The 25,001-nt window shown below is 68.7% G+C and carries 14 protein-coding genes; 6 read left to right on the top strand and 8 right to left on the bottom strand.

What is annotated here, in order from left to right:
* Positions 1–88: 88 nt before the first annotated feature.
* Together O9271_RS03385 and O9271_RS03380 are read right to left on the bottom strand one after the other, a co-directional pair.
* The gene (locus tag O9271_RS03385) at positions 89–880 is read right to left on the bottom strand and encodes a TIGR00266 family protein (RefSeq protein ID WP_298266196.1); all 792 of its coding nucleotides are present in this window, start codon (positions 878–880) and stop codon (positions 89–91) included.
* Positions 877–3,858, bottom strand: a complete 2,982-nt coding sequence (locus tag O9271_RS03380) for a prolyl oligopeptidase family serine peptidase (RefSeq protein ID WP_298266194.1) — start codon at positions 3,856–3,858, stop codon at positions 877–879. The genes O9271_RS03385 and O9271_RS03380 overlap by 4 nt, the downstream gene beginning before the upstream one ends.
* Before the next feature lie 119 nt (positions 3,859–3,977).
* Between O9271_RS03380 and O9271_RS03375 the strand changes: the two genes are divergently transcribed.
* The 3 genes from O9271_RS03375 to O9271_RS03365 are packed head-to-tail and all read left to right on the top strand — an operon-like array spanning position 3,978 to position 8,335.
* On the top strand, positions 3,978–4,571 hold the full coding sequence (locus O9271_RS03375; protein WP_298266192.1) for a DUF502 domain-containing protein: 594 nt from the start codon (positions 3,978–3,980) through the stop codon (positions 4,569–4,571).
* Complete coding sequence (locus O9271_RS03370) at positions 4,571–5,911, top strand: amidohydrolase family protein (protein ID WP_298266190.1); 1,341 nt, start codon at positions 4,571–4,573, stop codon at positions 5,909–5,911. Before O9271_RS03375 ends, O9271_RS03370 begins: the two co-directional genes overlap by 1 nt.
* 60 nt (positions 5,912–5,971) lie before the next feature.
* Positions 5,972–8,335: an FAD-dependent oxidoreductase gene (locus O9271_RS03365; RefSeq protein WP_298266188.1), complete on the top strand. Its 2,364-nt coding sequence runs from the start codon at positions 5,972–5,974 to the stop codon at positions 8,333–8,335.
* Between the two features lie 76 nt (positions 8,336–8,411).
* On the opposite strand, the gene O9271_RS03360 is transcribed toward O9271_RS03365, so the two are convergent.
* From O9271_RS03360 to deoC, 4 genes are all read right to left on the bottom strand, one after another.
* On the bottom strand, positions 8,412–9,113 hold the full coding sequence (locus tag O9271_RS03360; RefSeq protein WP_298266186.1) for a hypothetical protein: 702 nt from the start codon (positions 9,111–9,113) through the stop codon (positions 8,412–8,414).
* A 195-nt stretch (positions 9,114–9,308) separates the two neighbouring features.
* Positions 9,309–11,063 carry a M3 family oligoendopeptidase gene (locus tag O9271_RS03355; RefSeq protein ID WP_298266184.1) on the bottom strand — a complete coding sequence of 585 codons (1,755 nt, stop codon included), beginning with the start codon at positions 11,061–11,063 and terminating at the stop codon, positions 9,309–9,311.
* Complete coding sequence (locus tag O9271_RS03350; RefSeq protein ID WP_298266183.1) at positions 11,060–13,525, bottom strand: aldehyde dehydrogenase family protein; 2,466 nt, start codon at positions 13,523–13,525, stop codon at positions 11,060–11,062. Before O9271_RS03350 ends, O9271_RS03355 begins: the two co-directional genes overlap by 4 nt.
* A gap of 10 nt (positions 13,526–13,535) precedes the next feature.
* Entirely contained in the window at positions 13,536–14,582 is a 1,047-nt protein-coding gene (deoC, locus tag O9271_RS03345; RefSeq protein ID WP_298266182.1) for a deoxyribose-phosphate aldolase, read from the bottom strand.
* A gap of 101 nt (positions 14,583–14,683) precedes the next feature.
* On the opposite strand from deoC, the gene O9271_RS03340 reads away from it, so the two are divergent.
* The 3 genes from O9271_RS03340 (at position 14,684) to O9271_RS03330 (ending at position 17,879) form a co-directional block, all read left to right on the top strand.
* A complete protein-coding gene (locus tag O9271_RS03340; RefSeq protein WP_298266181.1) occupies positions 14,684–15,373 on the top strand; it encodes a hypothetical protein in 690 nt (229 codons plus the stop codon).
* A gap of 93 nt (positions 15,374–15,466) precedes the next feature.
* The gene (locus O9271_RS03335; protein ID WP_298266179.1) at positions 15,467–16,426 is read left to right on the top strand and encodes an SDR family NAD(P)-dependent oxidoreductase; all 960 of its coding nucleotides are present in this window, start codon (positions 15,467–15,469) and stop codon (positions 16,424–16,426) included.
* Positions 16,413–17,879 carry an AarF/UbiB family protein gene (locus O9271_RS03330; protein WP_298266177.1) on the top strand — a complete coding sequence of 489 codons (1,467 nt, stop codon included), beginning with the start codon at positions 16,413–16,415 and terminating at the stop codon, positions 17,877–17,879. The genes O9271_RS03335 and O9271_RS03330 overlap by 14 nt, the downstream gene beginning before the upstream one ends.
* Positions 17,880–17,994: 115 nt before the next feature.
* Here O9271_RS03330 and O9271_RS03325 read toward each other — a convergent pair whose 3' ends face one another.
* Both O9271_RS03325 and O9271_RS03320 read right to left on the bottom strand, forming a co-directional pair.
* Positions 17,995–22,593, bottom strand: coding sequence for a translocation/assembly module TamB (locus tag O9271_RS03325; protein ID WP_298266175.1), 4,599 nt, complete (start codon positions 22,591–22,593; stop codon positions 17,995–17,997).
* A gap of 11 nt (positions 22,594–22,604) precedes the next feature.
* Positions 22,605–24,899 carry a BamA/TamA family outer membrane protein gene (locus tag O9271_RS03320; protein WP_298266173.1) on the bottom strand — a complete coding sequence of 765 codons (2,295 nt, stop codon included), beginning with the start codon at positions 24,897–24,899 and terminating at the stop codon, positions 22,605–22,607.
* Positions 24,900–25,001 lie beyond the last annotated feature (102 nt).

Here is a 25,001-nt window from a genome sequence, read left to right as displayed (position 1 = left end):
GCGGAAAGCTAGACGGTTCGTGCCGGTGGAGGGAGCCACCGGCACGAACCGCCAGGATTGTGACGTGGAAAACCGGTCGGGTGACCGGTCAGTTGTCGCCGTCGAGCAGTCCGCCGAGCCCGCCAAGGACCGACCCTTCGCCCACGCGCCGACCGCCGGCGGAGGGAGCCGACGCGATGATGCGGTCGGCCAGACGGGAGAACGGGAGCGTCTGCAGGATGACACGCCCCGGTCCGGTAAGCTGGACGAAGAAAAGTCCTTCGCCACCGAACAGTGCCGTCTTGATGCCGGGCACCGTCTGAATGTCGTAATCCACCGTGGGCTGGAAGGCCACCAGACAGCCGGTGTCGACCCGCAGTTTTTCGCCGGGCGCGAGATCGATGGCATGCAGCGTACCGGAGGCGTGCAGGAATGCGAGCCCATCGCCCTGCAGCTTCTGCAGGATGAACCCTTCGCCGCCGAAGAAGCCGGCGCCGATTTTCCGGGTGAAGGCGACGGAGATGTCGATGCCACGCGCCGCACACAAGAAGCTGTCCTTCTGCGCCATGACCGTGCCCCCCCAGTCGCGCAGGTTGAGCGGCACGATGCGCCCCGGGTACGGAGCCGCAAAGGCCACGTCGGCCCGCCGGGCGCCGCTGTTGCCGAACAGGGTGACGAAGAACGAGTCGCCAGAGAGAACGCGCTTCCCCGCGCCGATCAGCTTGTCGAAGAGCGACCCCGACTTGGCGTTGGGGTCGAGCGTGGTGGCCATGGTGATGCCCTCACGCATGAACATCATGGCGCCCGCCTCGGCGAAGACCGCTTCGCCGGGGTCGAGCGTCACGATCACGGCCTGCAGGTCGTCGCCGATGATCTGGTAATCGATCTCGTCCGCCATCACTTGCCTCCTGAGCCGCCCGCGGGGGACGCCGCGCGAGCGGGTTGAGTGGTCATCTTCACCTGATCCCGCCCCTTCTCCAGGAACGGGATACCGCGCTGCATCCACAACGGCGCCTCCGCCCCCTGGAGTTTCACCGCGAAGAATTCCTGCATCTTCTGGTCGATGTCCTTCTGGTTGGCGCGCTTGGTCGGGTTGTGCTCGTCACCGTTGTAGACGACCATGTACGCCTCCTTCTGCAGGCGCCGCATGGCCACGTAGAACTCGATGCCCTGGTACCAGGGCACCGCGCCGTCGTTGTCGTTGGCCATGAAGAGGACCGGCGTGGTGACCCGATCCAGTCGGAACAGCGGCGAGTTCTCCACGAAGCGCTCGGGATACTGCCAGAGCGACCCGCCGATGCGGCTCTGCGTGTGCTCGTACTGGAACGTGCGCGCGAGCCCGCTCTGCCACCGGATGCCGCCGTAGGCACTCGTCATGTTCACCACGGTCGCATTGGGCACGGCCGCGGCGAACATGTTGGTGACCGTAATGAGATAGGCCGACTGGTAGCCTCCCCACGACTGCCCGGTGATGCCGATGCGCTTGGGGTCCACGTACCCCTTCTGGATGAGCGCCTGAACCCCGGGGAGGATGGACTTGGCCGCGCTCGGCCCCGGCTGACCGTCGGTGTAGACGATGTCGGGCATGAACACCACGTAGCCCAGCGCGTTGTAGACCAGCGGATTCACGGTGTTGCGGCCGCTGGGTGCCTGGTAGTTGTGCAGCCCGTCGGTGAGCTTCTCGTAGAAGTACACCACCATGGGGTACTGCCGGCTGGCGTCGAAATTCTCCGGCTTGTACACCAGGCCGCGCAACGGCACCCCGTCACTGTTCAGCCACGACACGAGTTCCACCGAGCCGCGCGGATACTCAGCGTCTTGCGGATTGGCATTGGAGATCTTCGTGGTGGCGGCGATGCTGCTCCCCGTCCACAGGTCGGGGAACTCGCGATAGGTGCTCTGGGTGAGGAGGTACTGCTCCGCGTTCCGTGCCTTCTGCAGGCCGCCGAAATTGCGGTCGGCCATGATGATCCGCTCGGGACGGGTGTCCGCGCCGATCTGATCGCGCCAGAAGCCGCTCGCCTTGGTGAGGGTATCCACGGCGCGCAACAGCAACGGCGTGCGCGTGTCGAGGAACGGATCTTCGCGGTCGAGATCGATGACCCGGAAGGTGACGCCGGCCCGACGGCCCTCGCCATCGGTGAGATTGCGCGCCGCCACCACGCCGGTGGGATCGACCTCCCACACATCGAAGCGATCGTACAGCAGCACCCGCTTGTCACCCGCCGTCCAGCCGGCAATGCCGTACGGGGGCGGGACATCAGGCGAGTCGAACTCCTCGTCCTGGAACTTCACCGGCAGCTTGTCGGTGAGCACGACCCTCTTACCGGTCGCGGTGGCATACGCCACCCACTGCCCCTTCTCGAACCAGGTCACATAGCCGGCGCCCGGCGACAGCTGCACCTGTCCATCGAGCTGTCTCGCCACGAGCGTGCGCGCGCCGGTGATCGGGTCGACGAGATAGGCGTCGGTTGCCCCCTCTCCCCAAAACTGGGGGATGGCGTACTCGAGACTGTTGAGTGCGAGCACGGTGCGGCCGTTGTCGCTGATGCTCACGCGCAGCGAGTCGTTGGCGAGCGGCGTCCACTTGTTGGCGGCGAGCGTGTACAATGCCGTGTACGTGCGATTGCGGTCGCGGTTGGCCGTGACCTTCTGCTGCGGCATGATGGCCGCGTCCTTCCAGTGCCACAGGTCGTAGATGGCCTTGTCGGCGAGCGAATCGGCGGGGATGGAGTCGGCGGGGACGTTCCCGAACGCGAAGATGAGCGCGTTGCCCTCGCGCGTGAACGCGACCTGCCCGCGCTCGGCGATGAGCAGGCCATCAGGCGCTTCCGTCGGCGCCACCAGCCGACGCGCCGCCACGGGCTTGCCCTTCGCGGGCTGCAGCGCCGCGTGGTACACGCCGAAGCGCGGCCGCGGGGTGGAGTCGTTCACGTCGGACACGAAGGCGACCTGCTTGCCGGCGCGATCGAAGGTGAAGCCGCGATACGTGGCGCTCCCGGCGATGAGCGTGGTTACGGCGCCGGTGCTGAGCTGGCGCACGAAGGCGCCGTTGTTGGCGCCGTCACGCGTGGTGACGGTGTAGCCCAGCCACTGCTCGTTCTCGTCAAAGGTGTAGTTGGTGACGCCCTCGATGCGCGTGTCGGTACCGGCGGCAAGGTCGCGCAGCACGAGGGTGGCGCCGTATTCGCGACGCGGGCCGACGGGCGCAGGCGCGCCGTTCTGCCCCGGCGCTCCCGCCGGACGGGCAGCCGCCGTGGTGTCTTCGAGCAGGTAGGCGAGATACTTGCCGCCGTTCCGGGCGAGGCGGAACGAGCGCACGTTGAGCACGAGTCGCACACTGCCGTCGGCGACGCTCAGGATACCCATGCTACTGCGCGGCTGCGGTGTCCCGCGGCGGGCGCGGGCCCGTTCCACGTCAGCGCGCGACGGATAGATGGTGAACACCACGAAGCGCGAGTCGGCGCTGAACTGCGCCGGCGCCGCGCTGAACTGGGCGGCCGAGTCGGCCGACGGCTGCAGCTGCGGGCGCCCGGTGAAACCACGACCGACCTTGGCATATTCGGTGGAGCCGGTGGTGGCGCGTACAACCAGGGTCCCCTCACCGACCACGGGGCTCACCGTATATGCCACCCATTTGCCGTCGTTCGAGATACTGGCGCCGGAGATCGTGCGCCATTCGTCGTACGTGTCCTGCGTGATGGGCTTCTTCCCGGCCGGCAGTGGCGGCGGCGTCCAGCGGCTGACGGCGGTGAACGGATTGGCGGGCTGCGCGGCGAGCGCAGCAGGCGCACCGGTCAGCACGAACGCCGCCACGAGCGGCACGAGGGTGACACGCGCTGCAGCAGGCGTGACGGAACGCAGGGCGATCGATCGCATCGGAGGGGGAGCGAGACGGGTGCGTGGGCTGGTCGCAGGATCGCCGGGGCCCCAAGTTGCACCCAAGGTTCCTGTACCCCGAAGATTAACGGCGCGGCGCGAGCCGCGTGAGGACATCGATGCGACGTTTACTCGGCTATTTCGCCCGGGGGCTGGTGCTCCTGGCGCCCCTGGCCGTAACGGTGTGGGTGTGCTGGATCGTGTTCCGGAGCGTGGACGGCTGGCTGGGGCTGCCCATTCCCGGTGCGGGTTTCGTGGTCACGCTCGCGCTCATCACGCTGTTCGGGTTCCTCGGCTCGAGCCTGCTGACACGATCGGCCGTGTCGGCGCTGGAAGCCGTGATGGCCCGGCTCCCCTTTGTGCGTCTGCTGTACGGCTCCACGAAGGATCTGCTGAATGCCTTTGTGGGAGAGAAGCGACGGTTCGACAAGCCGGTCATCGTGAGCCTCACGGCCGACCACAGCGTGTGCCTCCTGGGGTTCGTGACCCAGGAGAGCCTGGGGCATCTGGGGCTCACCGATCAGGTGGCCGTGTACTGCCCGCACTCGTACAATTTCTCGGGTCAGCTGTACGTGGTCCGCAGGTCGCAGGTGCAGCCGATCGACGTGGCGAGTGCCGATGCCATGGCGTTCGTGGTGTCCGGCGGTGTGGCGGGCCTCGTGCAATCGTCGCAATCGACCGGCGAATTCGCCGCCCTTCCGCCAAGCGCCTGATGCGTACGACTCGCCGTTTCTCCGCCCTGTTCACCGCCGGCGTGACCGGAGCCGTCGCGCTGGCCGTCGCGCTGGCTGTCGCACCGGTCGTCACACCGGCCGCGCTGCGGGCGCAGCCCGCGCCTCGCGCCGAGGTACCCGTCCTGCTGCTCCCCGACGCGGTATTCGACGGCACGACCGACGCGCTGCAGCCGGGGTGGGCCGTCCTGGTAGCCGGTCAGCGGATCAGTGCCGTGGGTCCGGCGAACACCCTGACCGTGCCGGCGAATACGCGGCGCGTTCCCCTTCCGGGCACGACCCTGCTCCCCGGGATGAGCGATCTGCACAGCCACGTGCTGCTGCACCCGTACGACGAAACACCGTGGAACGATCAGGTGCTGCGGGAGTCGCTCGCGCTGCGCACGGCACGGGCGGTGAATCACCTCAAGGCCACGCTGGACGCCGGCTTCACCATGCTGCGGGATCTGGGCACCGAGGGTGCTGGTTACGCGGATGTGGGGCTCAAGGAGGCGGTGGATCAGGGGATCATTCCCGGACCGCGGCTCTTCGTGACCACCAAGGCCATCGTGGCGACAGGCTCGTACGGGCCGAAGGGATTTGGTGCCGAGATCGGCGTGCCGCAGGGCGCGGAAGAAGCCGATGGGGTGGAGGGCGTCACGCGCGTGGTGCGCGACCAGATCGGCCACGGCGCCGACTGGATCAAGATCTACGCCGATTACCGCTGGGGACCGCGCGGTGAGGCGCGACCCACCTTCACCCACGAGGAGTGGCGAGCCATCGTGGCGACGGCCTCTTCGAGCGGGCGCCCGGTGGTGGCGCACGCCAGCACCGTGGAAGGGATCACGCGCGCGGTGATGGCGGGGGTGGAAGTGATCGAACACGGCGATGCCGCCACGCCCGAGGTGTTCTCGCTCATGAAGCAGAAGGGGGTGGCGTTCTGCCCAACACTGGCGGCCACGGAAAGCACCACCCGCTATCGCGGCTGGAAGAAGGGCGTGGACCCGGAACCGGCCGGCATCGCGCAGAAGCGGCGGATGTTCCGGGACGCGCTGGCGTCCGGGGTCACCATCTGCAACGGCAGTGATGTGGGCGTGTTCGCGCACGGCAACAATGCGCTGGAGCTCGAACTGATGGTGGAGTACGGCATGACGCCCACGCAGGCACTCAGGGCGGCCACCAGCGTGAATGCGCGCATCATGCATCGCGAGAACGAATTCGGGCGCGTGGCCCCCGGGCTGCTCGCCGATCTCGTGGCCGTGCAGGGGGACCCGACGCGCAACATCTCGGCCATTCGCGCCGTGCGCCTCGTGATGAAGGGTGGGGTGATCGTGCGGCAGTAGCGCCGCGAGCATCGCCCTCATTTCTCGGGCACGGCATCGGGTCGGCGCGCGTTGTTCAGTGTGCTCCGACCCGAATCGTTACCCGACCATCTCGCCGAACGCATCACCTCGCACTCGGCCGCTCGCTCCGCCGCGACGCACGGCGAGTTCGTCCTGTACTGGATGCGCACCGCGGTGCGTGCGCACGAGAATCCGGCGCTGGATGTGGCGCTGCTCGCCGGTGAGCGGCTGGGGCGCCCCGTGTTCATCTATCACGCGCTCAGCGAGCGCTACCCGTACGCCTCCGATCGCCATCACACCTTCATTCTGGAAGGGGCCCGCGATGTGGAAGCGGAATGTGCCGTGCGCGGCATCGGGTACGCCTTTCATCTGGAGCGGCCGGGGCATCGCCAGCCCGCGCTCAGGCTGCTTGCGGAACGCGCGTGCATCGTGATCACGGAAACGATGCCGGTGCCGCCACTGGACTGGCTCACCGACGGCCTCGCCGACCAGGCGCCCTGCCCGGTGTGGAGTGTGGACACCGCCTGTGTGGTGCCGATGCCGCTGGTGGAGAAGGCGCACACGCGGGCCTTTGCGTTCCGTGATGATACCGCGGCGATTCGCCGGGACCGGCTGCAGCGGGCGTGGCCGGAGGTGACCCCGGTACACCCAGCCTTCGTGCCGTCGGCATTGCCGTTTGCGCCTGTACGGCTCGCCTCGGCGGACATTCCGGCTCTGGTGGCCCAGTGCGAGATCGATCACGGCGTGGGACCGGTCCCGCACACCCGCGGCGGGTCACGCGCCGGGTATGCGCGCTGGGAGGCATTCAAGCACAGTGGGCGTTTGGCGCGCTATGCGGCCAAGCGGAACGACGCCACGATCGACGGCGTGAGCCGCATGTCCGCGTACTTTCACTACGGCATGGTGTCGGCGCTGCGCGTGGCGCGGGAATGCGCCGCCATGGCGGGTGACGGCCCCGAGAAGTATCTGGACGAACTGCTGGTGTGGCGCGAGCTGGCGTACGCGTTCTGCTATTGGCATGCCGCCCCCACCACCATCGAGGGCATTCCGGCGTGGGCACGGGACACGCTGGCCACGCACGAACGCGATCATCGCGACGTGCTGTCGTGGGAGCGTCTGGCGCGGGCCCGCACGGGTGACGACCTGTGGGACGCCACGCAGCAGTCGCTGGTGCGGCACGGCGAATTGCACAACAACGTGCGCATGACCTGGGGCAAGGCGCTGCCCCTGTGGTCGGAAAACGCCGAGCAGGCGCTCGAGCGGCTGGTGGATCTCAACCACCGCTATGCACTGGACGGTCGCGACCCGGCCTCGTACGGTGGGTTGCTGTGGTGTCTGGGCCAGTTCGACCGTCCCTTCACGCCGCCTGTGCGCGTGCTGGGCACGGTGCGCCCGCGCCCCACCGGCGAGCACCGCAAGCGACTCGACCTGAACGCGTATCGGCGCCGGGTGCAGCGGCCGGCATGGTCGTCGGCGCCGTCGGTGCTGGTGGTGGGGGCCGGCGTGTCGGGGCTGGCGTGCGCTCGCACCCTGGCCGACCACGGATTCACCGTGACCGTGTTGGAGAAGGGGCGCGGCGTGGGAGGACGGCTGAGCACGCGGCGTGAGGGGGACTGGCGCTTCGATCACGGCGCGCCGCTCATGCACTTCGGCGATGCGCGCACGCGGCGCCTCGTGGAGTCGTGGGAACACGACGGGTACCTGACCGCCCTGCAGGACGCGCACGCCGGACGTGGTGCCATGTCCACCTGGCCCAAACATCTGGCCGCCGATCTGCCCGTACAGACCGGCGTGCAGGTGCAACGGCTGCAGCGCGAGGGGTCGCAGTGGCACGTGCACGACCAGCGGGGGCAGGCGCACCTCGCCGACGTGCTGGTGCTGGCGATACCCGCGCCGCAGGCGGCAGCGCTGCTGGTCACCGACGCGCCCGCCGACTTGGCCCCCCTGCAACAGGTGCGTATGGCCCCGTGCTGGAGCACGATGGTGGTCTTCGATGCGCCGCCGCCGGTGCGCCTCACCGAGCAGTTGCGGCATGGCGAGCTGCGCCTGAACGATGCGCGGGTGGCGCGGTGCATCTGGCAGCCGGCGCTGCCGGGGCGTCCGACCGCGGATGCATGGGTGGCCCAGTCCGGCGCCGACTGGAGTCGGGCGCATCTCGAGCGCCCCGCCGAGGAGATCTGTGCCGAGGTCGCCCCGCTGCTGCGCGCACAGCTGGAAATCGCGGGCACGGTGCTGCACGCGGCCAGCCATCGCTGGCGCTACGCCCGCACGGAACAGGGGGTGGACAGCCCCTGCCTCTGGAGTGCGGCGCAGAGCGTGGGGGCGTGCGGCGATTTTGCGATGGCGTTCCCGCAGGCAGCGAGCGATGTGGAACGGGCCTGGCTGAGCGGCGTGGCCATGGCGGGACGCATACTGGGCGGATGAGCCGTGGCTCACCCGCCCAGTGCGCTGTTGGCGACAGGTCTGCGGCCGCGACGTGCACGGCCGGCAGGGGTACCCGTTACGGCTGCTTGAAGAGCGCGGCGTCGGGCGTGCCGAAGGTGACCGTTTCACTGGTCAGGATCACGTCACCCTGCGCCGAGCGCTGGATGAGCGTGGTGGCCACCTTCTTCTTGTCGAACTCCTTGTAGTCCTTGTAGATGGCCGTCTGCGCGCCCATCGGGGTCGTGGTCACCGTACCCAAACGCAGCCCCGTGTTCACATCGAAATACTCGGTGATGGTGCGACCGGCCTTGCTGGTGAGCTCGAGCTTCCATGCTTCTGCGCCTTCGAACGTTTCCTTGCCGACGACGGCCGACTTGGCGTAACGCGACGGATCGAGGAATGCCGCGCCATCAGCGCTGGGCTCGGCCATTTCCTTGGCCTGCTCTGCCGGCATGGGCTGCATGCCCTGCCCCTGATCCACCCACCCCTTCTCGCCGTCGAAGCCCTGATCGATCTTCACGACGCCGAGATCGATGATCATGCGCATCTTGTTGGGCAGTGCCGTGTGGCGCTCATACGCGCCGGAAATACCGGCGAACGCGACGTTCGCCGTGCCTTTGTCGGTGCGCCCGGTCACCGCCTTCCACGCGTCACGCCCACCAACGGCCGTCGCGTACTTGTCGTAGACCTGCTGCACCGTGGGGGTCTGCGCCTCGGCGCGAGCGGCCCCACCAACCATCATCACGGCAGCGATCGCTGCCCACGCGAACTGACGCATGTACGCTCCAGGTGACAGGAAAGGAAAACCCTCGCGCCACACTACGGCGCGAGGGTCCCGATGGTTTCAGCCGGACGATTTCCAGGGTGAGGATACTCACCGGCCAGTGCGCGAACGGGGGACTCGGAACTCGGGACTCGAACTCGGAACTCGAGCAGTTTCGAGTCTTGCGTTGGAGTTTTGAGTCTTGAGTTGCTACCGCGGCACGATACCGGCGAACGGCGCGTCGGCGCCGGCGCGCAGTGCCTCGATGCGCTCCATGGTGAAGTCCACCAGCTCCTGCATGGTGGGCGCATCGAAGACCAGCTTGGCTCCGGCCGCGGCGTACAGCTCGGGGAGCGTACGGGTGCCACCGAGCGCCATGAACTGCTTGTACATGGTCACCGCATTTCCGGCATCGCGCACGGCGTTGCGGAATACCTGCAGGGCGCCCAGCTGCGCAAGGCCGTACTCGATGTAGTAGAACGGCAACTCGAAGATGTGCAGCTGGCGATACCAGCGTGCCAACCGCTCCCGCTCGAGACCGCTCCAATCCACCCCCTGTTCGAACTCCTCACGCAGGCGCAGCCAGGCGCGGTCGCGCGCCTCGCGATCGGCGCCTTCGGGGCTGGTGTAGATCCACGCCTGGAAGGCGTCGACGCTGGCGATGTGCACCAGCGCGCCCAACACGTCCTCGAGATGCTCCAGCCACGCCACACGGGCCTGTTCGGGCGTGTAGTAGCCATCGGGTTGCACGAGATAGGGCATGGCGAGCAGTTCCATGCTCATGGACGCCAGTTCGGCGGCTTCGTGCCCCGTCTTGCGCATCCACGTATACGGCAGGTCGTGCGTGGCGAAGTCGTGGAAGCAGTGCCCCGCCTCGTGCACGAGCGTGTTGACGTCGTCGGGCACCCCAACCGCATTCATGAAGATGAACGGCCGACCGCGGAAGGCGAGATCCGTGCAGTAGCCACCAGGCGCCTTGCCGGGGCGGCTTTCGAGGTCCAGCAACCGTTCGTCGGCCATGAGGGCAAACTGCGCCCCCAGTTCGGCGTCAACGCGTCGGAAGATGTTGCGGGCCTGGCCCACGAACGTGTCGACGGTATCGAACGGCTTGAGCGGTTCCTTGGTATCGAGATCGACGTTCACGTCCCACGGACGCAGCACCTCTACGCCAAGCGAGCGGCGGCGATAGTCCATGAGCCGGGCCGCGGCTGGCGTGACCGTCTGTCGCACCGCATCGTGAAATGCCGCCGTATCTCGCGGCGTGTAGTCGAAGCGATGCTTGGCCGTGAAGCAATACTGCTGGTAGTCGGCGAAGCCCGCCTCGCGCGCCACCTCGACGCGCAGGGCGTACATGCGATCGAAGCATTCGGCCAGCTCGTCACGCTTGTCGAGATAGGCCTGTGCCCCCAGCCGAAACGCGCGTTCACGCACGGCGCGATCGGCCACCTTGAGATACGGCTGCAGCTGCGGGATGGTCTTGGCGTCACCGTCCCAATCGACGCTGAGTCCCCCCACCAGCTTCTGGTAGCCGGCCGAGAGTTCCTCGATGCGCGAGAAGCGCTCGACGTTGGCCTCACGGAAGATCTCGATGTCGGTGCGGAACCGGTGCAGCGTGGTCTCCAGATCTGGCCGCGACCAGCCCACCGCGAGCAGCTTGCGCGCCAGACGCACCTGCTGCTCCTCGAGCTTCGGAAAGATGTCCATGGAAAACCGCAGGTACGCCGCCTCACGTGCCGCGTCGGCCGTGTCGCCGGTGTAGGCGATCATCGCCAGCGTACCCGCTTCCCCAACGAGGGTATCGAGACGGGACCAGGTGGCCAGCCACGGTTCGACCGAGGCCCCTGACGGCTCCAGCGGCACGGCGGCGAGCGCATCGTAATGGGGGAGCACATCGGTCCATGCTGCGTCACGGAACGCCTCCGGAGAGGCGGGAAGATCGATCATCGTGTCAACGGTATCAGTCATTCGCCATAGGGGATCCAGATGTTCTTGACCTGTACCGCGCGCCGCAGGAAGTCCCGTCCCTCTCCTGAACGCGGATCCAGCCATTCCCGGCCCGTCCATTCGGTCCAGGTGCGCTTGAGATTGGCGGCCGATGCGCGCTCGACCTCGGCCGCTCCCGACTGCAATCCAAAATACCAGACGGCAGCCACATCGTCATGGGATGCCAATGTACGGACGAGCGACTCCCGGTCACCCGTAACAATGTTTACGGTGCCGCCAGGCACGTCGGAGCTCTCGAGGACGCTGGAGAGGTCCACCGCCGCCAGAGGGAAGCGGGGGGACGGAATGGCGACGACCCGGTTTCCGGTGGCCATGAGGGGTGCGATAAGCGAGACGAGCCCCAGCAGCGGATACGGGTCGGGGCAGGCCACGCCGACCACGCCGAGGGGTTCGTGCATGGCCAGCGCCACGCCGCGCAGCGGCACATCGTGCACGGCCCCATCGTGCTTGTCGGCCCAGGCCGCGTAGGTGAAGAGCCGCGACACCGCCGCCTCCACCTCGCTCACGCCGGCCGCGAGTGGATCGCCGGTCATGGCCACGATGCGCCGCGCGAACTCGTCGCCACGCGCCGACAGGTTTTCGGCGATGTAGTAGAGAATTTGCGCCCGCTGATGGCCGGTGAGCCTCGCCCACCCCGACGCCGCGTGGGCGGCCTCGACGGCGTTGCGGATGTCCTTGCGGTTGCCCTCGCCCACTTCGCCCACAACGCGGCCGTTGAGCGCGCGCACCGGCAGCGAATACCCCGAATCGGGGCGCGCCTGCTTGCCGCCGATGAACAGCTTCGGGGTGCGGTCGATGGGGGGAAGCGCGTCACCCTCCCGATCGGCGTCGTGCCCCGCACGGGCCTCGTCGTCCTCGCCGCCGCGCGTGGACAGGGGGGCATCCATGACGGGGCGCGGCGCGACCTCATGCGCCCGTACCGCCTTGAGATACTCCCACATCCCTTCCCGTCCACCCTCACGACCGAAGCCGGACTCGCGGTACCCGCCAAATCCTGCCGCGGCATCGAAGAGATTGGTGCTGTTGATCCAGACCACGCCGCAGGCCAGCTTGGGCGCCACATCGAGGGCGAGATTGATGTTTTCGCTCCACACGCTCGCGGCCAGCCCGAAGGGGGTGTTGTTGGCCAGTGCCACGGCCTCGTCGGGGGTCCGGAACGTCATGCTCACCAGCACGGGACCGAAAATCTCCACCTGCGCGATCGTGGCGCTGGGGGCCACGTCGGTGAACAACGTGGGCGGATGAAACCAGCCGTCGGTGGGTGTCGGCCAGGAGGGCTGCCAGCAGGTGGCGCCCTCGTCGATCCCCTGCTGACAGAGGGCACGAATGCGCTCGAGCTGCACCGGCGCCACGATGGCGCCCATGTCCACGGCCTTGTCGAGCGGAGAGCCCACGCGCAGCCGCTCCATGCGTTCGCGCAGCTTGGCGTGCAGACGATCGGCTACGCCTTCCTGGACGAGCAGCCGCGAGCCGGCACAGCACACCTGCCCCTGGTTGAACCAGATCGCATCAACGACGCCTTCGACCACGCTATCGAGATCGGCGTCCTCGAAGACGATGAACGGGCTTTTGCCTCCGAGTTCGAGCGACAGTCCCTTGCCGCTGCCGGCCGTGGCGAGGCGAATGGCGCGCCCCACTTCGGTGCTGCCGGTAAAGGCGATCTTGTCCACCCCGTCGTGCGCCACGATGGCGGCCCCGGTGCTCCCATCGCCGGTCACGAGGTTGAACACGCCCGGCGGAAGGCCGATCTCGTGTACCAGTTCCGCGAAGCGCAGCGCGGTGAGCGGCGTGTACTCGGCCGGCTTGAGCACGACGGTGTTTCCGGCCGCAAGCGCGGGCGCCACCTTCCACGCCAGCATGAGCAGCGGGAAGTTCCACGGGATCACCTGACCGACCACCCCGTATGCGTGGTAGCCGGCGAACTCGGTGGAGAGCAGTTGCGCCCAGCCGGCATGGTGGTAGAAATGCCTGGCCACCAGCGGGACGTCGATATCGCGCGTCTCGCGAATGGGCTTGCCATTGTCGAGCGTTTCGAGCACCGCGAAATGCCGCGCGTGCTTCTGGATGCCGCGCGCCAGCGCGTACAGCCAGCGGGCGCGCGCATGATCATCGAGCGCCTGCCACGCCGGCAGCGCCGCACGAGCCGCCGCCACGGCGGCATCCACGTCGGCGGCGGTACCCTGCGCCACCTGCGCCAGCGGCGCCCCGGTGGCCGGTTCGAACACCTCGAACGTGGACGTGCCGGCGTGCCACTGGCCACCGATGTAGTGCTGAAAGCGCCCGCCGTGCTGGGCAATCCAGCTACGCACCGGCGCGTCGCCTTCGGGCGCCGGCCCGTAGCTCATGCGGTCGTACAACTCGCGCACGGTGGGTGCGCGGCCGGCATCGCCCGGCGATGCGGAAGGAGGCGTGGTGGTGGCCATGAACGACTCCTCAAACCATCGGTTGGCGGTACGCGGCGGCGTAGCGCCCCGTCACGAAATGCTCGAGCTGCCGCTCCACATCGGTGAGCAGCCCGCTCGCCCCAAAACGGAAGAGGTGCGGACGCAGCCAACGATCGCCCAGCTCCTCCTTCATGAGCACGAGCCAGTCGATCGCCTGTTTGGCCGTGCGAATGCCGCCGGCCGGCTTGAACCCCACCTCGTGCCCGGTGCGCTCGCCGAACTCGCGGATCATGCGCGTCATGACCAACCCCACGGGGAGCGTCGCGTTGGCGCTCTCCTTCCCCGTGCTGGTCTTGATGAAGTCGGACCCCGCCATCATGGCCACCATGCTGGCGCGGGCCACGTTGCTCAGCGTGGCCAGCTCCCCCACCGCCAGGATGGTCTTGAGGTGCGCCTCGCCGCAGGCGTCGCGGAAGGCACGCACCTCGTTGTACAGCGCACTCCAGTGGCCCGTGAGCACGTGCGCGCGCGTGATGACGACATCGATCTCCGTCGCCCCGGCGGCCACACTGGCGCGAATCTCGGCCAGCCGCTGCTCGAAGGGGGAGAGGCCGGCGGGAAACCCCGTGCTCACCGCAGCCACCGGTACACCCGTGCCCGCAAGGGCATCGACGGCCGTGGCGACGTACTGGTGGTACACACACACCGCTCCCGTGGTGAGACGCAGGTCGGCAACGCCGAGCGCCGCCACCAATTCCGGCTTTATCGGATGCGCGGCCTTGGCGCACAGGCGCCGCACGTTGCCGGCCGTATCGTCGCCGGCCAGGGTCGTGAGGTCCATGCAGGCAATGGCCCGCAGCAGCCATGCGGCCTGCCACTCCTTTTTCACCGTACGGCGGCCGGGAAGCGAGGCGGTCCGCCGCTCGACGGCACTGCGATTGATCCGCAGGGAGCGGACGAGCGACAGGTCGAGAGCGGTGCCCGGGTTGCGGGCGGGGTGGACATCCGGCGCCAGTCCGGACGGCCAGCGCGGGGCCCCGCCGGACTGCTCCGCAGAGCGGGCGGGTCGAGGCGCGTGCAAGGGAGTGACGGTCATAACCTCGGGCAATCTAGACGAACGGCGGGGATGGCGCTCAACTCCGCGGGAGTGCCGGTCGATACCATCCCACGGAGAGGAGTACCCTGACCGACCAGCCTATGCGTTCCGCCCGTCCCACTCATCTACTCGCAGTCCTGTTCACGGCCATCCCGACGCTGCTGGCCTTCCCGGGGTGCACCAAGACCACGGAAGCGCCCGCCGCGTCGCGCCTGACCATCGTGCAGGGGCACCTGCAGCAGGCGCCCGCCGGTACGTTGCTGCCCACGCCGATCGTGCTGCGGGTTTTGGCCACCGATGGGTCGCCCATGGCGAACATCCCGGTGAGCTTCAACGTGCTTGCCGGGGGTGGCTCGGTGGACCCGGCCACGGCCAAGAGCGATGCCAACGGAGAAGTGAAGGCCCGTTGGACACTGGGGCCGGGACAGCCGACGCAGACCGTATCGGGGAGCGCCCCCGGCGTAGAACCGGTCACCCTGAGTGCGGTGGGCGTACTGCCCTCGGACATCGTCATTGCCCAGGGCAACAACCAGTCGGCACGCGCCAACGCGGCGCTGCCGGTGCAGCTGGTGCTGCGCGTGACGGGCGGAAACAACCTACCCATTCCCGGGCAAACCGTGGCGCTCACGATTGCCTCGGGGGGCGGCAGCCTCTCGCCGCAGTCGGCGGTGACGAACAACCTCGGCGAGGTGACGGTGCGCTGGACGCTGGGACCACAGGCCGGCCTCCAGAGCGCCACCGCCACGTCGGGAACCGTTGGTCCCGTCACCATCACTGCCATCGCGAACTGACGCGCCGCCCCGCGCGTCGCGAACCGAACGCGGCAGCCACGGGTTGCAGAAGGGAGCGTCGTTTACCGGCGCTCCCTTCGTCATCTTCCACCCATGGTCATGCCCATGCGTTCGTTCGCCGGCCAGACGGTCGTGATTACCGGTGCCAGTGACGGCATCGGCAAGGCCGCGGTGCGGCAGTATGCCCTCGGGGGCGCCCGGGTGGTGATGGTGGGGCGCAACGAGGCCAAGACCCGGGCCGCCGCGCACGCCATCATGACCGACACCGGCCGCCGCGACATTACCTGCGAGATTGCCGACCTGTCCCGTCAGGATGCCGTGCGCGACCTCGCCGCGCGGCTGCAGGCGGCGCACCCGGTCATTCACGTGCTCGCCAACAACGCCGGCGCCATGTTCCTGGAGCGCCAGCTTACCGTGGACGGATTCGAGCAGACCTTCGCGCTCAACCACCTGGCGTACTACACGCTCACCCTGCTGCTGCTGCCCTCCCTGTATGCTGCGGCGGCCCCTGGCGCCCCGGCGCGCATCGTGAACGTCTCCAGTCGCGCGCATGAGAATGCGCGACCGGAACTGGACGACCTGCAGCTGACGCAGGGCTTCGGTGGCTGGCGCGCCTACGCCAACTCGAAACTGTTCAACATCTGGTTCACCACCAGCCTGGCACGCCGACTCGACACGGCACGCGTGGTCACCCACGCCCTGCACCCGGGGGTGGTGAGCACGCGCTTCGCCACCAACAACGGCCGCATGGGGCGGCTGCTGCGGGGCGTCATGGACCTCGTGTCGATCTCGCCAGCCGCGGGCGCCGACACCCTCGTGTGGCTTTCCGGTGCCGTCGAGGCCACCCACGACAGCGGCCGGTACTGGTGCCGGCGCCGCATGGTCACACCGTCTCGCCTGGCCCGGCGCGAGGATCTCGCGGAGCTGCTCTGGCAGCGGTCAGGTACGCTTACGGCGCTCGATGGCGACAGATGTGCCGGCGAGGCCCGAGGGCCCGTCAGCTCGACTCTCCCTTCGCCCAACAGGGCGCCGGCCCCTCATGACCAGTCGTAAGGTCCCGTGGCGAGACCTGCCGAGGCTGTGGCTCATCCTCGGCACACTGGTGCCCCTGGTGGTGTCGTTCCTTCGGGACCGTCGGCGCTGGCTCTGGTTTGGCGCCCCGCTGTCCCGCAGCCCGGCCTTTCACGAGCGTCGCGCCACGGCGATCGTGCGCGACCTGGCGGCGCTCGGGCCGACATTCGTGAAGCTGGCGCAGATCTTCGCGAGCCGCGCAGACCTCATCCCCGAACCCTACCTGCACGCCCTGGGCACACTCACCGATCGTGTGCCGCCCGTCCCCTGGAGCGACATCGAGGCCACCCTGACCCGGTCGTGGGGGGCGCCGCCCGATCACGTCGTGCAGGCACTCGACCGTACGCCCATTGCGGCCGGATCACTCGGGCAGGTGCACCGCGCGCGCTACGAAGGGCGTGACGTGGTGGTGAAGGTGCTGCGGCCGGGGGTGGAGCCCGTGGTGGACCGCGACGTGCGGCTGTCGCGAGCCATCGTGGATACGGTGTACGCGCGCTGGTCGCACGTGCACGTGCTGGGGTTCCGCGTGGTGCTCGACGAGTTCGACCGCCACGTGCGCGAGGAGATGGACTTCGAGCGCGAAGCCATGCAGTGCCTGCGCATGCGCGAACGCTTCGCCGACGAGCCGCGGCTGCGCATTCCGCGTGTGGAGACGGCTTTGACGCGACGTGAGGTGCTCGTGCTGGAGTATCTCGACGGTACCCGCATTGACCGGCTCGACGCGCAGATCGCGCGCGGCGAGGTGCGTGCCGACGTTCTCACCGAAACGCTCATCGAGACCTACGCGCGCATGATGCTGCGCGACGGTGCCTTCCATGCCGACCCGCACCCGGGGAACCTGCTCGTGGATCGGCAAGGCTGCCTGGTGCTGCTGGACTTCGGCATGGTGATCGACGTGCCGGTGCACACACGCAAGGCGCTGTTCGAAACGATCCTCGCGGCGATCCGCCGCGATGCGGCCGGTACGGCCAAGGGTTTCTTCGACCTGGGCATGGTGGCGCCCGGCACGTCGCCGGAAACGATGACCGATCTCGTGGCGGCGCTGCTGGACATTGCCTACAGCGAAACCGCCACGGTGGAACGTGCCAGAGTGGTGGCCGACCGCGTCATGCGCGAGCTGTTCAACTGGCCCATCATTCTGCCGGGTGAACTGGTGTACTTCGCGCGGACGGCGGCGCTCATCGAGGGCATTGGGGCGCGCTACGACCGGCACTTCAACAGCATCCGCGTGGCCTCACCGGTGATGCTGCGCCTGCGCAGCGAGCTGCTGGCCGCGCTGCTCGGCGATGACGGCAAGCGCGAGCCCCTGGTCACGTGGGCCGCCACGCTGGGCGCCCTTGCCGGCACGGCCTACACGGTGGTCAAGCGGTGGTGGCCGTTGGGGGACGCAACGACTTCGCCATCGACACGTGTAGACTTGAAGCTGAAGACTTGAACTCCGAACGAGGAACGCGTTTGGCAATCGCGCGAGGGTCGGGGGAGTTGGGAGTTCGTAGTGATAGTCTCTCGTCGCGAGTGAACCTCCGTGCGACGCGTCTTCGATCGGCTGACTAGAAAATCCACTCTCTGAACAGATCGAAGCCGAACTGGAGTCGCGGGAACACGTCACCCGCAGGGCGGGTGCAGGGAGCTGAACCGGGGTCCACGCCCACCTGCCCCCACCAGTTGCGCGCAATGCGGTACTCGGCCGCCACGCCGCCCCACAGCCCTGCACCGCGCTGCGTGGCCTGCCCCACGCCGCGGCAAATGCCGGTGTTGAGGCGCAGGAACGTGCGCTCGCCGAACTGCTTGCCGGCGCTGATGCTGAGATTGAGATTGTCGATGAGCGAGGTGCCCGTCGTTGCCGCATCCTGCTGGCCCCGCCCCGTGCTCACCTGAATCGTGTTCACCGGGAGCCAGCGTTGCAGCGCGCCTTCCACCAATCCGCCCACGCTGGGCAGCAGAATGCCCGTCACCGCCCGCACCGTGCTCTGGCTCTGTCCATCGAGGGCGAAGGTGGGCGCGCCGAAGATGAGCAGCGAGATGATCTCGCTTTCAGGCGCGCTGGCGTAGAGCGGATCGGTGCTCGAAAGCGTGAGGACCGGCTTGTCGTAATTGCCGCCGATGTGCACGCGCACGGGGATCTCGCTGCCGCCGGCCACGCGCACCACGTTGGTGGCGGTGATGTCGAGGGTGGGCGCGATGGCATTGTTGCCGAAGAAGCGCACGCGCCCGGAGTCCACGCTGAAGCTGCGGTTGACCACTCCCAGCTCGAGGCGATACTGCCCGCGGTTGGCGCGGATCTCGCCATCGAGCGCCAACCGATCGCCGTTCTTGGTGACATCGAGGCCTCCGGAGAGATTCACGCGCGCCTCCGGCGTTCGCACCCACACCTCATTCCCCAGCTCCACGCGCGCGTTCGCCACAGTGATGGAGGCGCCAAGCCTGGCGAGTGATTGCGCCGCTGATTCAGCGACGGGCACCTCGTCGGCACCCAGCAGGGCGCGCGCGGCGTTGCTCGACAGATCGAGGGCCGTGCGCGCGCCGAGCGGGTCCACAACAAGGTTGGCCCGCGGCACGACGACGCGGCCACTCAGCTGTGGGCGGCTGAGCGGGCCGGACAGGCGCAGCGCGCCGCCGACATCGAGATCGGTGCCGTCACTCTGCCGCGAGACAACGAAGTCGCGGGCGGCGAGCGCGAGGTCCACGCTGGCTGGCCTCTCTCCGGCCGCGAAGCGCAGCACCCCCGAGGCCCCCACCGTGTCGCTGACACGGCCGCTGCGCAGCCGGAAGCGCTCGAGCACCAGGGAGTCGGCATTGGCCCGCAACATGAGCGCACCGTCGGCCGGTTCGATGCCGAAATCGTCGATGCGGGCGCCGGCGTCGGAGAGCGTGAGGAGACCATTGGCCGTGGGTCGCTCGAAGGTGCCGCCAATGGCGAAGCGCCCTGCCACCAGCCCCCGCAGTCGGCTCACCCCATCGATGGTGAGCGGCAGCCCCTGCAAGCGCAGTGAGTCCACGCGCACCTCGCCCTCCACACCATCGGCGAGCAACCGCGTGTCGACCGACGCGAGGGTGAGATCTACCGGCAGCGTGGCCTGCGCCTGCACACGTCCGCCCAGCGTGTCGCGCAGCTCGGCGCGGGCCACGAGCCGTCGGTCGGCATAGCTGCCGGTGCTGGTGATGGGTGGCAGCCGCACCCCGTCCACCCCCAGCGAGTCGGCCACGAGATTCCAGCTGAGCAGCGGCTCCATGCGCGCACCAGCCAATGTGGCCCCCCCGCTGATGGTCCCTGCCAGCGGGGTGGTACCCGCCAGCAGTGCGCCGACTTCGCCAAAGGGGAACCGCTCGACGCGCAGCGTACCCTGCACCGCCCCCTGCTTTGGCACGGAGGCCTCGACGGCCAACACCCCGCCAGCACTCGAACGCAGTTCGAGGGGCGAGAGCGTGAGCCCCACGCTGTCACGACGCAAGAGCGCAACACGAGCGGAACGCCACGAGACGCTGTCGTACGCCAGTCGCAGCGAATCCACGCGAACGGTGGTGCTGCGGGCGTCGGCCGCATAGCCACCGCGTACGACGAGATGCGCATCATCGTCGGTGCCCACATCCAGCACCATGATCCCGCTGTCGGCACTCGCCTCGTTCACGCGGAAGGTCACCGTCTGCAGGCGCACCGCCCCGATGCCGGTGACGTCGTCCACACTGGCCACCGCTTCGAAGGCAGGCCGCCGCAGCACGTCGGTGGCGCGGGCTGAGCCGAACACCCGGCCGGCGTGAATCGCGCCGATCTGCACCCCGCGCCCACCCAGCGCCGCGGTCGCGTCGGCCTTGCCAAGGCTCCCGTACAGGTAGCCGGAGAGCGAGACATCGCCGGTCAGCGTATCGGCGGCCGCGGCGCGCAACGACGCCGCCAAGGCGGTGTCCACCGGCTGCAGCATGTCGGCGAACCGTTCCAATTGCGCGCGCACCACCTGCAGCGAGTCGGCCTGCAGCGACAGCTGCAGCGTATCCACGCGCAGGGTATCGCGCGCCAGGGCGCCGCGTGCGGACAGCAGCACGCCACCCGACCGCGCCAGCGCCGAATCCACCACCAGCCGCTCGCGGCCCAGCGAGGCGCTTGCCACGAGATCGAAGGCCGGGCGGGCCGGGCCCTCACGTTGGCTTAGCACGACCTCACCGCCGCCCTCGAAACCCGAGATTGCAAGGGAGTCGGTGCGCCCGCGCGCGAGTGAGTCGAGCGGTCCGCGCCCCGCGAGGCGTACCGACCCCTCGAGCGCGGTAGCCGGCACCGTCTCGCGCCCCATCCACGCACGCACATCGAACGCCGACAGCGTGCCTTCGGCAGTCCCCTGCCAGTCGTGCGCGTTCAGCATGGCGGTGCCCGAGAGCGCGAGCGACGTCCCCACCGGCACACCGGCACTGTCGAGTGCGAGCCGCGCCGCCGCCCCGTCGAGCGCCAGCAGGCGGGCACGCCAGGTGAGTGCGTTGAGCGGGCCGTTGAGGGCGACCGTTCCGGCCAGCCGGGAACGCAGGGCCAGTGTGGTATCGACGCGCGCCAGTGCCGGCATGGAGAGCGGATCGAGCACCAGATTGGCGTACACCTCTGGCGTGGCCACGCCGTAGCGCACCCGCGCATCGCCGCGCACCGTCGAGACATGGCCGACGGCGTCGGTCCACGTGAGTGCCATGTCGTGCACGTCCGCCGCCGTAAGATCGGCACGGCGCACCTGCGCTTGGCCGCGGACCACCCCGTCGATGGCCTCCATCGTTGGCATGAGCAGCCGAACCGTACGCAGGTCGGCCACGGCATCCGCGACCGTGAGCCCCCACGCGCGAGGCGCCGCTCCGAACGAGAGCATGCCAGCAAGTCGCACACTCGATACGGCCTCGTTCCCCGGGACCGCCGCGTCCACGAAGCGTGCATCGAGCCGGTCAATCCTGAAGGCCGTGAGTGCGCCCCCCTCGCGCGCCAGCAGATGCCCCGTAAAGACGCCACGCACGTTGGCGGGGAGCGCGTCGTAGCTGAGGCGTCGCGCCAGCGCGCTCTGCAGGGGCGTGAACTGCAGGTCGATATCATGCAGCAGCAGCTCGGCCGGCCGCACCGTCACCGTAATATCTCCGCGCACCCGCGAGCCGCCGCTCGTCACGTCGAGTTGGCGCAAGCGATACTCGGCGTCGTACGCATCGGCCAGCGTGCGCATGTGCACGAGCGCGGTCCCCCGTCCTTCCCGCGGCAGCGCATCCCAGATCCATGCCAGGTCGGCGAGCCCGGCATCGGACTGCACCTGCACATCGAAGCGCACTGGCCCGGGCCGGTTCCACGCCACCGAGCCACTGGCCGTTCCCCGCGAGTCGGGGAGGCGCACCTCACGCAACACGAGCTGCAGGGAGTCGGAGGTCCACGTGACCTGTCCGCTGGCGTGCCGCACCGGCACCGGGGGATCGGAGAGCACCCCGCGCAGTGAATCGAGTTGCAGCGACGCGGGGCGCTTCTGCACGTCGACAATCACCACGTCGTGCGCCTGCACCACGTCCAGCGCAATGCGGCGCCGTTCGAAAATCTGCCCATCCGGCAGCCGCTCGAGATCGTGCAGACTGTCACGCACGGCAACGACACTGTCGCGCGCGGCTCCGGTGAAGATCGGGTGTGGCGCCCACGGCGCGCGCGTGGTCACGACGCCACGCTCGATCCGCAGCGAATCGATGCGCACGTCGTCGCCGAACCGGACGCCGGTGTGAGGGACCTTGGTGGCCGTGTCCCCGGCAATGATGTGCGCGATGTTCCACGGCCGCCCCGGGGCTTCCTGACGCAGCGTCATGGCCACGCCGGCCAACGCGAGCTGCCGAATGTGAATGGCGCGTCCGAGCAGGCCGCGCACATCGAGCGTTCCGATCACCCGCTCGGCGGTGACCACCGGCACGCCGGCGGTATCCACCAGCGATACGTTCTCGGCGACGACCCGCCCCGGGGAGATCTCCCGCAGGCTCCCGATGCGCAGGGACCCGCGGCCGCCGAAGACGCCGTTCGCACGCGTCACGAGCGCCGACAGCAACCACTGGCGCCCAGCGTCGGTGCGCGTGGCCACGAGGTATCCCAGACTCATGCCGGCGCCAGCACCGAGGAGGATGGCGACCACCCACCAGAAGCGACGCTGCCTGGGCGACATGGTGCGCACCATCAGAACGCCTGCCCAAGCCCGAAGTGAAAGACGAGCCGCGAGAGCACGCTGCGCGAGGGCGGCGGGCTGAAGGTGGCCGGACAGGAGAAGACGCTCAAGAAGTCACCGGCGGCATCGCGCGTTCGTGGGCTCGCGCAGAAGATGCCGGCCACGCCCTCCTGGCTGTTGGGGGAGAAGTAGAGCGCCCGTCCCGCGCGCATGCCGTAGGGGCGATAGCCAATGTCCACCCGGAAGGGGCCGAGCGGCGTCACCAGCCGGAGACCCAGCCCCGGGGTATAGCGAAGGTCACTCCACGCAAAGCGGTCGGAGCGCGTTTCCCACAACGTGCCGGCATCGAGGAACGCCGCGAACTGGAGCCGCTCGGCGATGAAGCGAAAGCCGCGACGCCACTCGAGATTGCCCACGAGCATGGCCGTGCCCCCGCGAGGCACCGCGCGCCCGCCCGCTCCCGGCGCGACCTCAAACTCGTCACCGTTCGCACCGGCCGGGCGCACCGAGGTCACCACGTAGTCCACGGCCCCGAGCAGGTTCTGCTGGTATCCGCGCACGGAGTTCTGCCCGCCTACGAAGAGGCGTTCCTGTTGCGGAATGAGTGGGGTACCATCGACGAGTTCCGCCCCCGGCGCGAAGGCGCCCGCGGCCTGTACCCGCGCCCCAATCACGCCCCCGAACAACCGGCTGAACGCGGCCCACTCGCCGGTGAAGCGCTGGAAGCGCACCGTGGAGACCAGCTCCGACACCGTTTCGCCAAGCCGCACTTCCCCGCGCACCCGCCAGCCGCGCGATGGGTCGGCGAGATCGTCGGTGTGATCGTGTGACGCCGAGGTACTCACGATGCCCACGCCGCGCCCGAAGGCGGACAGCACCAGCTCCTCAGGACGGCAGAGGCCGAACCGGGTGCACGACACCACCGGGTCCGTAGTCGTCTTCCCGTTCTCGTACTGAAAGCCGAAGGTGCCCGCGGTGCGGACAGAGAACTGGCGCGAGACCTCGGCCAATGCTCCCACCGACGTTTCCCGCAGGAAGGCGAACGGTTCGCCACGCCGCTCGCTGTACACTGACACCAGCGGGACCAGAGGCAGCCCGAACAGGCGCGTATTGGTGAGCGTGGCCCCTACGTAGTAGTTGAGGCGCTGGCTGAACGGATCATCGCGCAACGGCTGCGAGCAGAGCGCCGGCGCCACGTCTGTTGGGGCGCCCACGCCGATCTTGGAGGCGCGGGCCGAGAGCTCCACGCGCCGGCCCACACCGAGAAAGCCGCGATCGTTGATGCGCCCCTGCACGCGGACGCAGTCCTGCGTGGCCCAGCCCAGTCCCACGCGAGCGGCGCGTGTGCGCGCCTCCGCCACCGATATGCGCAGGTCGAGGACGCTGTCCTTGCCGGTCGCCGGCGTGACCGTGTCCATGAGGACCAGACGGAAGGCTTCCGATCGATACAGGGCACGCTGTGCGTCGAGCAGCGCCGTGGCCTGAAAGCGATCGCCAGGATCGATGGCCACGAGGCGCGCGACATCGGCCGAGTCCACGCGGGGGCGTCCGGAGGTGACCGGACGAATCTCCACGTGGACCTGCCCGATCTGCATGCGGCGTCCCACCTCGAAGGTGAGATCGAGGGACACGCGGGCGTTGATGCTGTCAATGGTGATGTGACTGGCGGGGATACCGGCTCGTGCGAAGCCGGCGTCGCGCAGGTGGGCCACGACGCTCGACACGGTGGTATCGACGCGCGTGCGGTCGAATCGCTGCCCCTGCAACGCCAGCAAGGGCGCATCGTAGGGCCGCCGTCCAGGGAGCGGCTGCGGCATGCCCTGCACACGAATGGTATCGAGCAGCGCCTCGCGCCCCGGGGTAACCACAAAGCGTACCCGCACCCCATCGGGGCGGCGTGTGATGACCGGGGAGACCGAGGCCTGGAACCACCCCGCCTGCCGATGGAGGATGGCCAGTCGCAGGGCGTCGCGGCGGACCTCGAGGGAATCGAGACACGGGGCGGTGCCCAGGCGCAACACCCGGGTGGCGAATCCGGGTTGGTGCGTCACGATTGTGGCGGCCATGGCCAACCCATCGAAGGCCGGGCTCCCCTCGAAGCCAACAGCCTTCACCCGTTCGCCATCGCCGCAGCGGACGGCACGCTGCGCGGCCAACGGGGAACCGAGCGGCAGGGCACAGAGCAGCACGGCGACCGCGATCGTGACGCACATCACTTGAGCCCGCCACCGACGCACCACGCCCGACGCGTCCGACTTCCGGGCGACGGCGCGGGGGGCGATCAACGGCAATGAGCGTGGGGGCATCGTGTTCGAATGTAATGAACCCGGCGATCGACGGGGCATCGGGAACGTTCGCGGCACCTGGGGTCGGCGGGATGCAGCGTGTTGATGCGCGATGGCGAGGTC

Origin of the sequence: Gemmatimonas sp. (assembly GCF_027531815.1) — a bacterium.
Classification (GTDB): Bacteria; Gemmatimonadota; Gemmatimonadetes; order Gemmatimonadales; family Gemmatimonadaceae; genus Gemmatimonas.
This window is presented reverse-complemented; position numbering and strand designations above follow the sequence as displayed.

Coding starts and splice junctions, on each gene's coding strand:
- O9271_RS03380 (WP_298266194.1), bottom strand. CDS start 3,858: ATGCGATCGATCGCCCTGCGTTCCGTCACGCCTGCTGCAGCGCGTGTC.
- O9271_RS03375 (WP_298266192.1), top strand. CDS start 3,978: ATGCGACGTTTACTCGGCTATTTCGCCCGGGGGCTGGTGCTCCTGGCG.
- O9271_RS03370 (WP_298266190.1), top strand. CDS start 4,571: ATGCGTACGACTCGCCGTTTCTCCGCCCTGTTCACCGCCGGCGTGACC.
- O9271_RS03360 (WP_298266186.1), bottom strand. CDS start 9,113: ATGCGTCAGTTCGCGTGGGCAGCGATCGCTGCCGTGATGATGGTTGGT.
- O9271_RS03355 (WP_298266184.1), bottom strand. CDS start 11,063: ATGACTGATACCGTTGACACGATGATCGATCTTCCCGCCTCTCCGGAG.
- O9271_RS03350 (WP_298266183.1), bottom strand. CDS start 13,525: ATGGCCACCACCACGCCTCCTTCCGCATCGCCGGGCGATGCCGGCCGC.
- deoC (WP_298266182.1), bottom strand. CDS start 14,582: ATGACCGTCACTCCCTTGCACGCGCCTCGACCCGCCCGCTCTGCGGAG.
- O9271_RS03340 (WP_298266181.1), top strand. CDS start 14,684: ATGCGTTCCGCCCGTCCCACTCATCTACTCGCAGTCCTGTTCACGGCC.
- O9271_RS03335 (WP_298266179.1), top strand. CDS start 15,467: ATGGTCATGCCCATGCGTTCGTTCGCCGGCCAGACGGTCGTGATTACC.
- O9271_RS03330 (WP_298266177.1), top strand. CDS start 16,413: ATGACCAGTCGTAAGGTCCCGTGGCGAGACCTGCCGAGGCTGTGGCTC.
- O9271_RS03325 (WP_298266175.1), bottom strand. CDS start 22,593: ATGTCGCCCAGGCAGCGTCGCTTCTGGTGGGTGGTCGCCATCCTCCTC.
- O9271_RS03320 (WP_298266173.1), bottom strand. CDS start 24,899: ATGCCCCCACGCTCATTGCCGTTGATCGCCCCCCGCGCCGTCGCCCGG.